Annotated in this window: 13 protein-coding genes and 1 pseudogene; 8 read left to right on the top strand and 6 right to left on the bottom strand. The window is 43.9% G+C overall.

The window, feature by feature from the left end; all coding sequences use genetic code 11:
- Positions 1-38: 38 nt before the first annotated feature.
- Positions 39-935 carry a helix-turn-helix domain-containing protein gene (locus FHX64_RS07950; protein WP_183413240.1) on the bottom strand — a complete coding sequence of 299 codons (897 nt, stop codon included), beginning with the start codon at positions 933-935 and terminating at the stop codon, positions 39-41.
- Positions 936-1127: 192 nt separating this feature from the next.
- Between FHX64_RS07950 and FHX64_RS07945 the strand changes: the two genes are divergently transcribed.
- The 5 genes from FHX64_RS07945 to FHX64_RS07925 are packed head-to-tail and all read left to right on the top strand — an operon-like array spanning position 1128 to position 5096.
- Complete coding sequence (locus FHX64_RS07945) at positions 1128-2276, top strand: iron-containing alcohol dehydrogenase (RefSeq protein ID WP_183413238.1); 1149 nt, start codon at positions 1128-1130, stop codon at positions 2274-2276.
- 9 nt (positions 2277-2285) lie between these two features.
- The gene (locus FHX64_RS07940) at positions 2286-2690 is read left to right on the top strand and encodes a cupin domain-containing protein (RefSeq protein WP_183413236.1); all 405 of its coding nucleotides are present in this window, start codon (positions 2286-2288) and stop codon (positions 2688-2690) included.
- Positions 2687-3223, top strand: a complete 537-nt coding sequence (locus tag FHX64_RS07935) for a flavodoxin family protein (RefSeq protein ID WP_183413235.1) — start codon at positions 2687-2689, stop codon at positions 3221-3223. The genes FHX64_RS07940 and FHX64_RS07935 overlap by 4 nt, the downstream gene beginning before the upstream one ends.
- 18 nt (positions 3224-3241) lie before the next feature.
- Positions 3242-4093, top strand: coding sequence for an aldo/keto reductase (locus FHX64_RS07930; protein WP_183413568.1), 852 nt, complete (start codon positions 3242-3244; stop codon positions 4091-4093).
- 19 nt (positions 4094-4112) lie between these two features.
- Entirely contained in the window at positions 4113-5096 is a 984-nt protein-coding gene (locus FHX64_RS07925) for an aldo/keto reductase (protein WP_183413233.1), read from the top strand.
- A gap of 125 nt (positions 5097-5221) precedes the next feature.
- Here FHX64_RS07925 and FHX64_RS07920 read toward each other — a convergent pair whose 3' ends face one another.
- Positions 5222-5803, bottom strand: coding sequence for a Crp/Fnr family transcriptional regulator (locus tag FHX64_RS07920; protein ID WP_183413231.1), 582 nt, complete (start codon positions 5801-5803; stop codon positions 5222-5224).
- Positions 5804-6024: 221 nt separating this feature from the next.
- On the opposite strand from FHX64_RS07920, the gene FHX64_RS07915 reads away from it, so the two are divergent.
- Positions 6025-6894: an SDR family oxidoreductase gene (locus tag FHX64_RS07915; RefSeq protein WP_183413229.1), complete on the top strand. Its 870-nt coding sequence runs from the start codon at positions 6025-6027 to the stop codon at positions 6892-6894.
- Between the two features lie 46 nt (positions 6895-6940).
- Here FHX64_RS07915 and FHX64_RS07910 read toward each other — a convergent pair whose 3' ends face one another.
- The gene (locus FHX64_RS07910; RefSeq protein WP_183413227.1) at positions 6941-8155 is read right to left on the bottom strand and encodes an MFS transporter; all 1215 of its coding nucleotides are present in this window, start codon (positions 8153-8155) and stop codon (positions 6941-6943) included.
- Positions 8156-8188: 33 nt separating this feature from the next.
- Positions 8189-8626, bottom strand: coding sequence for a dUTP diphosphatase (gene dut / locus FHX64_RS07905; protein ID WP_183413567.1), 438 nt, complete (start codon positions 8624-8626; stop codon positions 8189-8191).
- A 357-nt stretch (positions 8627-8983) separates the two neighbouring features.
- Here dut and pheT point away from each other — a divergent pair, with 357 nt between their 5' ends.
- Entirely contained in the window at positions 8984-11446 is a 2463-nt protein-coding gene (gene pheT / locus FHX64_RS07900; RefSeq protein ID WP_183413226.1) for a phenylalanine--tRNA ligase subunit beta, read from the top strand.
- Between the two features lie 84 nt (positions 11447-11530).
- Positions 11531-13222, top strand: coding sequence for a glutamine--tRNA ligase/YqeY domain fusion protein (locus FHX64_RS07895; protein ID WP_183413224.1), 1692 nt, complete (start codon positions 11531-11533; stop codon positions 13220-13222).
- An 81-nt stretch (positions 13223-13303) separates the two neighbouring features.
- On the opposite strand, the gene FHX64_RS07890 is transcribed toward FHX64_RS07895, so the two are convergent.
- Together FHX64_RS07890 and FHX64_RS14410 are read right to left on the bottom strand one after the other, a co-directional pair.
- Complete coding sequence (locus FHX64_RS07890) at positions 13304-14497, bottom strand: exo-beta-N-acetylmuramidase NamZ family protein (protein WP_246392428.1); 1194 nt, start codon at positions 14495-14497, stop codon at positions 13304-13306.
- Between the two features lie 1480 nt (positions 14498-15977).
- A pseudogene (locus FHX64_RS14410) lies at positions 15978-16517 on the bottom strand (MFS transporter); the annotation flags it as partial.
- Between the last annotated feature and the right edge of the window lie 24 nt (positions 16518-16541).

The raw sequence follows: 16541 nt of genomic DNA, 5'->3' as shown, positions 1-16541 counted from the left end.
ATTTCTTCAATCGTTAGAAAGCTAACTTTTCTAAGCTTCTAACCAAGATTGCGAAATTCATGGGGTGAATAACCTGTGCTTTTTTTGAACATCCGGGTGAAATGTTGTGGATACTTAAATCCCAACTCGTAGGCTACTTCGCTTACGGAGCGACTGGTATCGAAAATCTTTTCTTTCGCCACGTCGATTAGTTTAAGTTGGATATGTTCCTGTGGGGATTTTCCGGTCTCTTTTTTGATCAGATCACCCAGATAGTTGGCAGAAAGATTGAGTTTGTCAGCGCAATAACTTACTGTTGGAAGACCTAATAACAGAGGTGTTTCGGATTGAAAATAATGATCCAGCAGCTTTTCAAAACGGATCAGAATATCTTTATTGACATTGCTGCGGGTAATAAATTGACGATCATAGAAGCGGACACAATAATTCAGCAGTAGTTCGATATTGGTGACAATCAATGTTTTGCTATGCTTGTCGATAGCATGCTGTAGCTCAAAATCGATCTTATGCAGACAGTCGAGCACAATCTGACGTTCCTGCTCTGAAAGGTGAAGCGCCTCATAGACTTCATACGAAAAGAAAGTGTACTCCTTGATATGTTGTCCAAGGGATGTGCCATGAATCAAATCGGGATGAAACAGTAAAGCCCATCCTTTCGGTTGAATGTATTCTCCACTGTTTTCCACCTCAATTACCTGTCCGGGAGCGATAAAGACTAATGTACCTTCCTGATAGTCGTAATAGTTCCGGCCATATTTGATATCCCCGCACTTTACATCCTTCAGAAACATAGTGTACAGCCCCATGTAACGACGCATCTGTTGTATCTGTTGTGCCTTCGAGAAGTCGATAACTGTTACCAGTGGGTGAAGCGTTTCCAGTCTCATTGCAGTGTTGTATTGTGAAATACTTTCTATTCTTATCAATTCATCCATTGTGATTGGGATTTAATTTGATACAAAGATAAAGCGCATCCCTCAATAACATCTATACACTGGATCTTTATCTGTAAAAATGGTATGAATAACCGTAATGCATATAAATGAAAGGTGAGTTTTCCGAAGTAGTTTTGCAGTGTCGGAAATAATGAAAGAAATTTATTTATCATTCAAATAACATATTGACTTATGTTTGACTTTATTTATTACAATCCAACCCGTATTGAATTCGGGAAAGGAAAAGAAGAAAAAATCGGAAATTACATTTCTGAGTATGGTGTATCAAAAGTATTAATCGTTTACGGTTCTGACCGCATTAAGCAAAATGGCTTATTCGACAAAGTTGCTCAGTCATTGACCGGAAATGGGATCAGTTACGAAGCGTTGGGCGGAGTGCATAGCAATCCACTGCTAAGCAAGGTTTACGAAGGAATTGCAATGGCCAAATCGAAAGGCGTGGACGCTGTGTTGGCTGTCGGTGGTGGTTCGGTGCTCGATTCTTCAAAAGCCATTGCGGCAGGCGCTGTTTACGAAGGCGATGTCTGGGATTTCTTTACGTATAAAGCCTTCCCGAATCAGGCATTAAAGATCTTCGACATCATGACATTAGCTGCTACCGGCAGTGAGATGAACAACTTTGCGGTAGTTACCAATGACAAGACCAAAGAAAAATTCAGCCTTGCAGGAACTGCAACTTTCCCGACTGTTTCGGTCATCAATCCCGGGTTGCAGGCTTCTGTAAACAAAGAATACCTGGCTTATTCAGCCTCCGATATTTTTGCACACAGTCTGGACATGTATTTAACGGCTACCTATCTGCCCGGATTCATCGCCGGACATGTCGAAAATATCCTGAAGACGGTGATGCGTACTACAGAAATTCTGCTGACTGATGCAACCCACTACGAAGCACGTGCCGAGTTTGCATGGGCAGCTACCCAGGCTTTGAACTTTACAACTTTCTGTGGCGTTGCCGGGAATCGTTTCGATACGCACTTTATCGAACATACCCTTTCGGCTGAATATAACATCGCACATGGTGCTGGCCTGTCGATCATCATGCCCGCCTGGATGAAATGGCAAAAGAATAACTTACCCGAACGTTTCGAACAATTTGCCCGGAACATTTTTCATGTGGAAGGAGCTGATACCGGAATCGAAGCATTGAAGGCGTGGTATGTTAAGATTGGTGCTCCCGTTACCCTGAAAGAGGGAAATATTTCGGAGAAAGATATCCCCATGTTAGTTGAAAAGTTATTGCCTGTAGCCGCTATGCGGGGCGCAGAGTCCATTTACACCAGAGAAATGATAACGACGGTATTAGAAAATGCAAAATAATGTACGGCAATGACTACAAATAATCTGTTCCCAAGAGGGCAAAAAGCCCCTGCTTATTTCTCCGGCGATGCTTGGGTAGAAATGCTGATCACAGACGTAGCAACATATGATCTGGTGAGTTATAACGTAACCTTTGCACCGGGCTGCCGTAACTACTGGCACGAACATTCCGAAGGACAACTGCTTTTATGTACATCGGGAGAAGGCTATTATCAGGAGAAAGGAAAGCCTGCACAACGACTGAAAGCCGGTGATGTGGTAGAAATTAAACCCAATGTGTTGCATTGGCACGGAGCAACAGCTACCAGCGAATTTGTGCATGTAGGCATTACCCCTAAAGCCAGTCAAAACCGGGTAACCTGGCACGAACCGGTTAGCGATGAAGAGTACAATAATCTTTTGAACCGGAAATGAAAAAGAACATATTGGTTATCTCAGGCAGTCCGCGTAAAGGAGGCAATTCCGATCTGTTGTGCGATCGCCTGATGGAAGGAGCTCAATCGGTCGGACATCAGACGGAAAAGATTTATATCAGGGATAAGAAGATTAACTATTGTACCGGATGTGGGAATTGCTTCAACAAAAGGCTTTGCTCGCAGAAGGACGACATGGCTGAAGTGCTCGAAAAAATGATTGACGCTAATGTAATCGTGATGGCGACTCCAGTCTATTTTTACACCTTGAATGCACAGATGAAAACCCTCATCGATCGTTGCTGTGCCCGTTATACGGAGATCAATGGAAAAGAATTTTGCTTTATCATGACGGCAGCCGATGGCAATAAGAATTCCCTGGAAAGGACTTTGGAATCGTTTCGGGGATTTACCGATTGTCTGGATGGAGCTATAGAAAAAGGTGTGATTTATGGCACCGGAGTATGGCAAAAAGGAGAAGTGAAAGGAAAAACCGTAATGGAGGAAGCCTACCGGATGGGGGCTTCGTTGTAACCATAAAACATAACAATGATGCAAAACGTAATACTAAACAATGGAATAGAAATGCCGATCCTCGGATTTGGTGTTTACCAAATAACCAATCTGGAAGAATGCGAAAAAAGCGTTTTAGATGCCATAGCAACAGGTTACCGGTTAATTGATACTGCTGCTGCATACCGTAACGAAGAAGCTGTTGGACGGGCAATTAAGCAGAGCGGAGTGCCACGTAAGGAACTATTCATTACTACTAAACTTTGGGTGTCCGATACCGGTTATGAAAAGACAAAAACGGCTTTTGACAAATCATTGCAACGCCTGCAACTGGACTATCTCGATTTATATCTGATTCATCAGCCTTATGGCGACGTACATGGTGCATGGCATGCTATGGAAGAACTGTACAGGGAAGGGAAAATCCGCGCAATTGGCATCAGCAATTTTCAGCCCGACAGGGTGATGGATATGATTGTTTTCAATGAAGTGATACCGGCAGTCAACCAGATTGAAACACATCCGTTTAACCAACAAACTGGGACGCAGAAATTCTTACAGGAAAATCACGTGCAGATTGAATCGTGGGGCCCCTTTGCCGAAGGTCGCAATGAGTTGTTTACGAATGAACAGCTTTATGTTATCGGGAACAAATATGGTAAATCTATTGCTCAGGTGGTGTTAAGATGGTTGATCCAGCGCGGAGTTGTGGTAATTCCAAAATCGGTGCGGAAAGAACGAATCGCGGAGAACTTCAATATTTTTGACTTCGAACTGAGCGTCCGGGATATGGAGGTAATAGCTGGATTGGATACCCGAACCAGCAGCTTCTTCGACCATCGTGATCCGGAAATGGTAAAATGGATGGGAAACAGAAAATTAGAAGAATAACGGTAAAATAGATAGAAGTATGCAAGCAAGAAAATTAGGGAAAAATGGGCCGGAAGTCTCTGCTTTAGGATTAGGTTGCATGGGCATGAGTTTCGGTTATGGCATAGTAGCCGATAAAAAAAAGATGATCAACCTGATTCGCCAAGCGGTGGAGCGTGGCGTCACTTTCTTTGATACAGCCGAAGTGTATGGACCTTATGTCAATGAAGAACTGGTGGGAGAAGCCCTCGAACCTTTCAAAAACAAGGTTGTGATTGCCACAAAGTTTGGGTTTGATGTCGGTGGTATTGCCGGAGGTTTAAACAGTCGGCCCGGACATATACGGGAAGTAGTGGAAGCTTCGTTGAAGCGTTTACGGGTAGATACCATTGATCTGCTTTATCAACACCGTGTCGATCCGAATGTTCCGGTAGAAGATGTGGCCGGTACTGTTGGCGACCTGATAAAAGAAGGAAAGGTAAAATACTTCGGTCTGTCGGAGGCAGGAGTTAAAACAATCCGTCGAGCTCATGCCGTACAACCGGTGACCGCTTTGCAAAGTGAATATTCACTGTTCTGGCGCGAACCGGAAGAGGAAATCATGTCGGTGCTTGAAGAGTTGGGCATTGGATTTGTTCCTTTCAGTCCTCTGGGAAAAGGCTTTCTAACCGGGAAGATTACCACTGAAACAACCTTTGCGGCGAATGATTTTCGGAATACAGTTCCCCGTTTTTCACCCGAAAACCGTCAGGCAAACATGGCCTTAGTCGAACTGGTGACAAAGATAGCAACAGAAAAACAAGCCACTCCGGCACAAATAGCGCTTGCGTGGATTCTGGCTCAAAAACCTTGGATTGTGCCCATTCCGGGAACAACAAAACCGAAGCGCCTCAATGAAAATATCAGTGCTGTGTCGGTAGAGTTAACTTCCGAAGATTTGAAAAATATAGAGGATGCAGCCTCTAAAATCAAGTTACAAGGTGAACGATATGCCGCTGCCAATGCAAAAATGATTGACCGGTAAAAGGAAAGAAGTTATATGTTCAGAAACGGGGGATCAGCTCTCTGTGAATCGTGATCACCTAAATTAATCAGGATCTTCAAAAGTAAAATACGTTTTAAAAGAGTCAGGATGGGTTTAATGCAATGCTATTTGTTTGCCAACCCTTGCCTTACTCGGGTTAATGTCTCTCTCGAAAGTCCGAGGTAAGAGGCGATCATATGCAATGGAACTCGTTTGAAGATGCTCGGATAGGTTTGTATAAAATCAAGGTATTTTTCTTCTGCACTCCCGCTAATACTCATCAATACCCGTTTCTGAATCAGGTTGGCATTGTCGGTCATCATCTTTACCATGAATAGTGCAAAAGGCGGAATCTGTTGTTTCAGGGTCAGTAGGTCTTCCTGATGTATGAGGACGACTTCCGTCGGCTCAGTGGCATCAATATTATACTTTGAAGGTAGTCCGCTAAAATAGCTTTCAGGATCTGTCGTCCACTCGCCTTCATCGGTGAAACGTACAATTATTTCATTGCCATTCTCAGCAATGTTATAATTACGAAGCAACCCTTTCATTACAAAAATCTTATAATGACTGATGTCTCCTTCCTTTAGTAAGATCTCTTTTTTATGCAGCTTTCGCACTATACATTTCGATAATAACAAGCCGGTTTGCTCCTTTGTTATTCCGGGCATCACACGTAGGATATACTGTTCAAATGTTTCGGCCATAATTACATACATTAATGGCAATAAAAGTATCAAATATAGTTGGATTGGCAAAATTGTGTCATTTGTCCTTGTTACAGGCTATCCGGTGTGATAACTTTGTCCAAAAATAATAACGGATGAATCATATGAGACGAACCATAAAATAACTCATGTTCAGATGGATGGTTATTGCGGTGAGTTCCGTATGTGTCTCTAAGTGTAAAAATAAAAACAAACAACGTATGAAAGTATTTGTAACAGGAGCCTCCGGTTATATTGGTTCCGCCATAGTAAACGAATTAATAGCATCAGGGCATGAAGTGCTTGGCCTTGCCCGCTCAGAAGCAGCAGCAAAGTTGATCGAAGAGGTCGGTGCAAAAGTGATTAAAGGAAATCTTGAGGATTTGGATAGTCTGAGAAATGGTGCATTACAGGCAGATGGTGTTATTCATACTGCTTATATCCATGATTTTACGCAGTATCAAAAAGCGGGGGAGACCGATAAAACTGCCATTGAGGCCATGGGAGAAGTTCTGAAAGGTACCAATAAGCCTATTATAGTTGCGTCAGGCATTCCTCCTAAAAATAACGGATATTTAACGGAAATGGATATAGCGCCGGTATCTCCACGTGCTTCCGAATCAGCAGCACTGGCGTTGGCTGAAGCTGACGTCAACGCTTCTGTGGTTCGTTTGCCCCGAAGTGTACACGATAAGCAACCCAAAGGTTTTATTCCTTTCATTGTCAGCCTGGCGCATAAAAACGGAGTTTCCGCTTATGTAGGAGACGGTAGCAATCGTTGGTCGGCTGTGCATCGTTTGGACGCAGCACACTTGTTTTGCCTGGCATTGGAAAAAGCAGAAAAAGGTGCACGATACCATGCGCTCGGCGATGAAGCCATTCCTTTCCGGGAAATCGCTGAAGTGATCGGCAAGGGGTTAAATCTGCCTGTTAAATCCATATCAAAAGAAGAAACAGTACAGTATTTTGATTGGATGAGTGCTTTTGTGGAATGGGATACACCTGCTACCTGTCGTATAACAAAAGAAAAGTTGAACTGGCAGCCAACGCATATCGGTTTGATCGAAGAAATACAGCAGCATTATATTTGAGGCTTTTTCTGCTCTGACTTCTGAACTTATTAAAGTTCTTCCGTCTTTATCCTGATTTTTTGAAGAAGTGCCAGTAGAGCACTGCATTCGCAAATTGAAAGATGGCAGCGAGGAAAATCGGCGCTTCGGTTAAGGAGTAATCAATAAAATATCCGCTTACCGTGGGACCAATGGATGATGTGACTTGCTGTGGCAGGTTGCTTAATGCCGCCATGGAGGCGCGTTCTTCTTCTTTGCTTTGTCCCATGACAAAGGATTGTCGTAGGGGAATCCCAACGGAGACCACCATCATGCGCAGCAGGTAGCAAAGGCCTGCAAAGAAGAATGTCGGCATGAAAGCCATTAAAGCAAGCATAGTCGCTCCAAATACCCTGGAGCCGACTATGGTTTTCACCGTACCGAAAGTTTTGGCAATGCGTGATGCGTAAATAGAAGCGATGGCGCGTGCCACGTTGGCAAGTACATAAATAATGCTGATCATATTGGCTTCAACGCCATAGCGGATAAAAAACCAGTAAACCAATACGGGCCCGTTGAAGAACCCGGCTCCGAGACCGTTCAGCGCATTTGTCAGTGAGAATTTTCCAAGCAATTTCCACGAAAGTGAGAAAGCGCTCTTCCGTTTGTTGCGCTGTTTGTCTTCTTTGATAAACAGAGTGATGACGAAAGTGGTAATGTATAACAGCAGCGCTACATAAATCAACAGGAAGTATCCCTGGCGCCAGTCGCTTTTATACAGGCCGGCAAGGAAGGGTAGGGCAATGGTTAGTCCGTAACCAATGGTGCTGCCGCTTGCACCGAAAAAAGATAGCCGGCCAAAGATCTCATTGCGGTTTTGGGCTGTGGTGTTTTCAGCCACCAATGCTTGTTGTGCAGACCCTATGGCTCCACCACCGCCACCGCCCCGTATGGTTCCGATGGCTACGAAAAACAGAAGCGGTACATAGCTTGTGGTGACTAAAAATCCGGTCAGGCTGATGATGTTCGTTATGGTCAGCAGAAGTATGACGATTTTTTTGCCATACAGATCGGAGTAGAAGCCTACGAATAGGGAAAAAAACAATCCGACAATGACGGACAATGTTAGGGCAAATCCTATCTGAACGCCTGAGAAGCCAAGCTTCGACAGGTATATGGGAAGCATGATCGTTAATGATGCCTGAGCAATACTTCTCAAAAACCTGCCGAGGATCAGCAGAAAGATGTTATCGTTAAACCACGGGCCTTTATCCGCTGATAGACTGTTGAAAATTGATTTCACTGTCCGAATATTTCTGTAATAGGCTGTTGTATCTTAACGTCCGGTATGACCGAAGCCTCCGTCTCCGCGTTCGGTTTCCGATAAGATGTCTACTTCCACCCATTCTGCTTGCTGGTGTTGGGCGATTACCATCTGGCAGATCCTTTCCCCGTCGGCAATGGTGAATGTCTCATGCGAAAGGTTGATCAGGATAACCTGGATCTCACCGCGATAATCGGCATCGATTGTACCAGGAGAATTGAGTACCGTAATGCCGTGTTTGATAGCCAAACCACTGCGGGGACGAATTTGGGCTTCATACCCCTCAGGTAATTCGATAAACAGACCTGTTGGAATCAGTTTGCGTTCAAAAGGAAGCATGGTCACAGGGCCTGTCTCGGCCAGATTAGCCCTCAGGTCAACACCGGCAGAGTAGGCGGTTGAATACTTGGGAAGCGAATGTTTCGATGTGTTGATGATGCGAATTTTCATGTGGGAATAGTTGGCTTTTAGCGTTTTCCTGAATTGTATACCAATGAGTTGTGTATTGTTTTGCAGGTGGTTGATGCCTGCCATCAGGCTTTATGTACAATTTGAGCACGAAGATACTGATTTCTTTACTTTTTGAATCATCTCTTTTGCATTTTCATGTAACCCGTGATATGTAATAACCGGATTCGAAAATGTTAATTAGCTAGTTTGTATTTTGATAATGACATTTACAGTAAAAATTGTACATTTGCAGTTCATTTTTCGACAAGCAAAATTCGTTATCATTCACAAAAATAGTGTGGCTAAGCGAGGCAGGGGAATTGCCGTTTGCCAGAACTGCCCAAGAGTTATTTTACAATGAACATTTCATACAACTGGCTCAAAGAGTATATTGACGTTGATTTAACGCCTGAACAAGTAGGCTATGCATTGACATCTATTGGTTTAGAAACGGGAAGTATTGAACAGATCCAGCCTGTTAAAGGAGGATTGGAAGGTTTGGTTATTGGTAAAGTGCTTACTTGCACCAATCACCCGAATTCTGATCATTTACACCTGACAACGGTTGATGTAGGGGGTGATGAACCTTTGAAGATTGTTTGCGGAGCTGCAAACGTGGCTGCCAATCAAAAAGTTGTCGTGGCAACAATTGGTACGACGCTTTACATGGATGACAAGGCAATTGTGATTAAGCGTTCAAAAATACGTGGAGAAGAGTCATTCGGAATGATATGTGCTGAAGATGAAATCGGTATCGGGACAAGCCATGATGGAATTATCGTACTTCCGGATGATGTGCCTGTCGGTACATTAGCTAAAAACTATTATGCCATAAAAGACGATTATGTTTTGGAAGTTGACCTGACGCCAAACCGTATCGATGCTGCTTCGCATTATGGTGTTGCACGTGATTTATCTGCATACTTGACCATGCAACAATCTTCTGTAAAACTGACAAGACCTTCGGTGAATGCTTTTACGGTTGATAACCATGATTTGCCTGTCGGAGTTACCGTTGAAAATGAAGAGGCTTGCCCCCGTTATTCAGGAATTACACTGAAAGGGATCAAAGTTACACCTTCTCCCGATTGGTTACAGACGAAACTGAAAAATATCGGTGTGCGTCCCATTAACAATGTGGTGGACATCACCAACTATTTGCTACACGAAACGGGCCAGCCGCTGCATGCTTTTGATGCGGATAAGATTACCGGGCAACATATTTATGTAAAAACCTTACCTGAAGGAACGTCTTTTGTTACTTTGGATGGCATTGAACGCAAGCTGGGCAAAGACGACCTGATGATTTGCGACGCCAATGGCGGTATGTGTATTGGTGGTGTTTTCGGCGGCATTGAGAGTGGGGTGACCGATTCGACGACCAACGTGTTTATCGAAAGTGCCTATTTCAACCCTGTTTATATCCGGCAGACAGCACGCCGCCATGGATTGAATACTGATGCTTCGTTCCGTTTCGAGAGGGGTTGTGATCCGAACAATACCCTGTATGTGCTGAAACGTGCCGCCATGTTGGTGAAAGAGCTTGCCGGCGGAACCATTTCAAGCGATATTGTCGATTGTTATGCCAAGCCCATCGCTCCCTTCAAGGTGTCGGTGCATTTCGATAAGATCAATTCGTTGATCGGCAAAGAAATTGACAAAGAAACACTGACAAAGATATTTGGCGCTTTGGAGATTGGGATCACCGAAGAACGCACCGACGGTTTTGAATTGCTGGTTCCGACTTACCGTGTCGATGTGCAGCGCGAGGTGGATGTTATTGAAGAGATCCTGCGTATTTACGGATACAATAATGTGCTGCCGGGCGAAAGCGTGCACTCTTCCATCAGTTACTTTAAACAACCGGATAATCACCAGTTGCAAAACCTGATTTCCGAACAACTGACAGCCAACGGGTTTTACGAGATTATGAATAACTCCCTGACGAAATCGGGATATTATGATACGTTGAAATCATTTCCATCGTCAAAGCTGGTGATGATGATGAATCCACTGAGCTCGGATCTGAACTGCATGCGGCAAACGCTTTTGTTTGGAGGGCTTGAGAGCATTGCATACAACAGCAATCGGAAGAGTGCCGACCTGAAGTTTTATGAATTTGGGAATTGTTATTTTCACGATCCTCAGGCTTCACAGGATAAGGATTTGTTGAATGCCTATTCTGAAGAGATGCATCTTGGCTTGTGGGTGACTGGTAATAAAACCTACCAGAACTGGGTGCGCGGCGAAGAAAAGAGTACCTTCTTTGAACTGAAAGCGTATGTGGAAAACACCCTGCGACGCCTGGGCATTTCAACGCATGCTCTGCAGCAAAAGAACGTGACGGGTTGTGACTGGCTCGACGAAGGAATGGTGTATGAAACGGCCAAAGGCGCTGTCATAGCTGTGCTTGGAACGGTTGCTGCAACCATACGTAAATCTTTTGATATTGATAACGAGGTGTTTGTCGGAGATATATACTGGGATGCCGTATTGGCTGAGATTGCTAAGACGAAAGTGTCTTTTAGCGATTTGCCTAAATTTCCGGAAGTCAAACGCGATTTGGCCCTGTTGATTGACAAGGCGGTACAGTTTGCCGAAATAGAGAAGATTGCTTACGAAACGGAAAAGAAACTGCTCAAGAAAGTGCAGCTCTTTGATGTGTACGAAGGAAAAAATCTACCCGAAGGGAAAAAATCATATGCGGTTAGTTTCATTCTGCAAGATGCTTCTAAAACATTAACTGATAAACAGATTGATGATATTATGCAACGGCTGATCAAAAAGTATGAAGAGACGCTTGGCGCACAATTACGATAACCAATCGATTTGCCAGTAACCATAGATAGAGATTCAAAAACTAAGGAATTTAAACCAATTGATGTCAGAAAGGGGACTTTCATTATGACAGAAATAAATGAACAAGCGACAAAAAGCCTGAATTTTATTGAGGCACTTGTAGAAGAAGATCTTCGTGAAGGAAAAAATGACGGACGGATTCAGACCCGCTTTCCGCCGGAACCGAACGGCTATCTTCACATCGGTCATGCTAAAGCCATTTGCATGGATTTTGGCATTGCAAGGAAATACAATGGCATTTGTAACCTGCGTTTTGATGACACCAATCCGGTGAAAGAAGACGTGGAGTATGTGGATGCCATTATGGAAGATATCCAATGGTTAGGATATCAGTGGAAAAACGTTTACTATGCATCCGATTATTTCCAGCAATTATGGGATTTTGCCGTTGTGTTGATCAAAAAGGGACTGGCATATGTTGATGAACAATCTGCCGAGGCAATTGCAAAGCAAAAAGGTTCGCCAACAGTTCCCGGCACAGAAAGCCCATTCCGCAATCGTCCTGTTGAAGAGAGCCTGGCTCTTTTCGAGAAGATGAACCGTGGTGAGATTCCCCAGGGCACTATGGTTTTACGCGCCAAAATTGATATGGCTTCTTCCAATATGCATTTCCGCGATCCGATTATGTACCGGATCATTACCGATCATCCGCATCATCGCACCGGATATGCCTGGAAAGTATATCCTATGTATGACTTTGCCCATGGACAGTCCGATTATTTCGAAGGAGTGACTCATTCTATTTGTACGCTTGAGTTTGAAGTGCATCGTCCGTTGTATGACTGGTTTATCGATCAATTGAAGACGAGTGATTACCGTCCGCGACAAATGGAATTTAACAGGCTGAATATCACCTATACCGTGATGAGCAAACGCAAAATGTTGCAATTGGTACAGGAAGGATTGGTTGCCGGATGGGACGATCCACGCATGCCGACACTTTGCGGATTGCGCCGTCGTGGTTTTTCTCCGGAAGCTATTCATAATTTTATAGACAAGATAGGCTACACAAAATACGAAGGGATTATTGATGTTTCGTTGCTGGAGCATGCCGCTAGGGAAACATTGAATGTGTCGGCTACACGTGTCAGCGCCGTGTTGGATCCTGTTAAGCTTGTGATCACCAACTATCCTGACGATCAGGAAGAAATGATGGAAATGGTCAATAATCCTGAACTGGAGCTGGCCGGAATTCATGAAGCTCCGTTCTCAAAAGAGTTGTGGATCGAACGGGATGATTTTATGGAAAATGCTCCTAAAAAATATTTCCGCATGACTCCCGGTCAGGAAGTCCGTTTGAAAGCCGCATACATTGTGATGTGTACAGGTTGTAAAAAGGATGAAACCGGTAAGGTGACGGAAGTATATGCTACGTACGATCCTGAGACACGAAGCGGGTTACCGGGCAGCGAACGTAAAGTGAAAGGAACCATTCACTGGGTTTCTGCAAAACATTCCCTTAGCGCTGAGGTGCGTTTGTACGATCGTTTATTTAGTGTTGAGAATCCTTCGGAAGACAAAGACAAGGATTTTCGCGAGCTTCTCAATCCCGATTCATTGAAAGTATTGCAAAACTGTCAGGTTGAACCCTGGCTTGCTATGGCGACGCCTCTTGATCATTTCCAGTTTCAGCGTATTGGCTATTTTACCGTTGATCCTGACTCGGCTCCTGATAAGCTTATCTTCAACAGAACCGTTTCATTAAAAGATAGCTGGACAAAATCAAACCAGGCATAATGATTTGGCCTGTACAACAAAAGGCGGTGGCATTAGTGTCACCGCCTTTTTTAATGTCTGATGAGAAATCTCCGTTGAACATTAATGGTATAAATAATATTTCTTTGCAATTTTTCGAAAAGCATTTTCGTCTTTTCGCCAGTAGGGAATGACATCTGCGGCATCCATTCGTTGAGACATGAGCAACCGGATTTGATCTGATCCGCATACATCGTCAAACATCCTGAAGCGACTGGATGTTGCCTGGTCAAAAAACTGAATATGCGAGCTCATCTTCGAAAGTACCTGCATGACATAAAATTGTATTTCGGTGAGATGGGCTTTGGCATAATCGGTAAAATAGAGTTGTACTCCGGCATAGTGTTGTCCTTTCCCTATGGAATAAAAAGGTTGGAAATCGATAGGACGAAAGAGAACGCCGGGCAAGTGCAAGGCATTCATATTGCGGGCAAATTGCTCTGCATTGATGGAGTCATGGGCAAAAAGCTGAAAGGGGAGTGTATATCCTACGCCAATAGATACAGCACTGAGTTCTCCCAAAATGCCCGATGCTGCATAAAAAGCCGGAGTGATGGCTTCCGGAATATGAGGGGAGCTGGGAACCCAGGGTAATCCGGTTTGTTCAAAAGTCATTTTGCGGTGCCATCCTTTCATTTTTACGACAGTCAGTTGACACGATTTGCCAATCAAATGTTCACCATTGAGCAGTTTAGCCAGCTCTCCGCAAGTCAGGCCGTACACATAGGGAATGTCGAATTGGCTGACAAATGACATGAAAGGTTTTTCCGGCAAATTTCCTTCAATCTTTAATCCTCCTAACGGATCTGGCCGGTCGAGAACCACAAAAGGGATATGATTTTCGGCTGCAGCTTCCATGGCTAATCCCAGCGTGCTGACAAAAGTGTATGAGCGGCATCCGATATCCTGAATGTCGTAAACCAGCACATCAATGTTTCGAAGCATTTCTGTGGTTGGCTTTTTTGTTTTCCCATAAAGAGAATAGACGGGAATGCCTGTTTCGGGATCTTCCGTCGTGGAGACTTTTGCACCTGCATATACGTCACCTCTAACGCCATGTTCCGGGCCAAACAGCGCTACTAATTTGATATTAGGCGCATGATAAAGAATGTCGATTGTTGATTGCAAATGAGAATCAACGCCGGTTGGGTTGGTAATTAGGCCGACTCTTTTTCCGGCTAAAAGACGAAACCCGTCTGCGCGCAATACTTCGATGCCAGTCATCACTTTTGGAGCAGCATTGATATAAATAACCATCAATAATGCGGTAGCCAATATTCCTAATTGTTTCATATGTTTGTTATTTATCTTGATGACTATCTGAAGTTAAAGAAAGATCAGAAGTTAAAGAAGCTGGAAGGTTAATTTAGAATTTCCATAACAGATTGATTTTCAAATGTAATTTTCTTTAGGCTTTTGATTCCTGTTCTTTTTGCCGGACTCCGAATAGCGGGTCTATTTTAAGTAACCCTACAGCAAGATAGGTGGGAAGGATACAGATCATCACCCAGACAAAATAGTGTTTATATCCCAATAGCTCCTGCAGCCATCCCGCGATCATTCCCGGAAGCATCATCCCCAATGCCATGAAAGCGGTGCAGATAGCATAATGCGCCGTACGGTGTTCTCCCTGTGACAGGTAAATCATATAGAGCATGTAGGCTGTAAATCCGAATCCATATCCGAATTGTTCAATAGCTACGGATAAATTGATAAGCCAAAAATTATCCGGTTGGAAATAGGCTAAATATACATACATCAGGTGGGGAAGCGAAATGCTTAATGCCATAGGCCAGAACCAGTATTTCAGCCCTTTTTGCGCGGATAATATTCCCCCGACAATACCTCCTATCGTCAGGGACAAAACACCTACGGTGCCATATACCAGTCCTACTTCACTGGTGGTTAGTCCGAGTCCTCCTATCTCTTTTGAATCCAGTAGAAATGGTGTGGCCATCTTGACTAACATGGATTCGGACAGACGATAGGTGAGCATGAAAAAGATACCGGCAGCTACTCCTTTCTTTTGAAAAAAAGAGGAGAATGTGTAGAAAAATTCTTTCATGATGGATATGGCAGACTGAATGTTTCCACTACCGTGATCCTGCGTGGGACGTGGCAAAACTATCCGGTGGTAAGCAAAAATGAGAAGGAACAGGCCTGCCAATACAAAAAAAGTAATGGTCCATGCCAGGGGAATATTTCCCGAAACTCCCTGAAAAGTGGCAGAACTGGCTTTGGTCAGTTTCGGGTCGGCCTGAATTACCACATAAGCAGGCTTTTGCCAGTTTTGATTGGTGAATACCAACCGTTCTCCATGGGTAATGGTGAAGTTGTTGTCACCTCGTTTCAAAGAAAGATTGAGCGCTACGGTTTTTCCGTTTTCTGGAGCATGTGCCAGTCTGATGGCAAAGATCCCCACATTCCCTTCTTTCCCTTTGGTTATGGTTGCAGTTTTATGCCTTTCTCCAAAATTAGTATGAATCCAGTTTCCCAGAGGAGTGGAAACAGAACGGCTCCACCAGGATGCTTGTATTGCAGCTTTTGTTTTAGCGGATTCAACTTTTACAAAACCGTTTTCTTTGTTTTGTTCTGTTGCCCACGCCGTAAGTTTCTGAGCGCTGTCAGACACTAAGGTTGCCTGATGAAAGGTTAGCGTTGCTGGCGATACCAGAAAATCAGCCTGAGGATTTTGTGAGGCAACGGATAGTGGGCTGTATTGCGATTGAGCAGGCTGATAATTGACATTTAATGACACAGGATGGAGTCCGGTGTACATCTCCAATCCTCCGGCAAGAATAATCAAAGCTCCTTGTCCGGTGATCATGGCAATGCGGTAAAAAGTGTTCCGAATCCCGACATACATTGCCTGATCATGGTCGGAAAGGGCTAACATGTAAAATCCGTCGGCAGCAATATCATGTGTGGCGGAGCTAAAGGCAAGTAGCCAAAAGAAAGCTAATGTTGCCTGAAAGAAGAAGGGAAGCGGAATGGTAAATGCAACTCCGGCTAATCCGGCTCCAATCAATAGTTGCATGGTAACGATCCACCAACGTTTTGTTTTGAGTAAATCCACAACCGGGCTCCATAGTGGTTTTAATACCCATGGCAAATAAAGCCAACTGGTATAAAAAGCTATATCTAAATTAGATATCCCCATCCTTTTGTAAAAAATCACGGCCACGGTCATCACGACTACATAAGGAATTCCTTCTGCAAAATAGAGCGTCGGAATCCATGCCCAGGGTGATTTTTTAAAGAATGAGGCTGCTTTCATGGTTTCATAAAAAATCGCTTGTTG

Source organism: Microbacter margulisiae, assembly GCF_014192515.1.
GTDB classification, from domain to species: Bacteria; Bacteroidota; Bacteroidia; order Bacteroidales; family Paludibacteraceae; genus Microbacter; species Microbacter margulisiae.
This window is presented reverse-complemented; position numbering and strand designations above follow the sequence as displayed.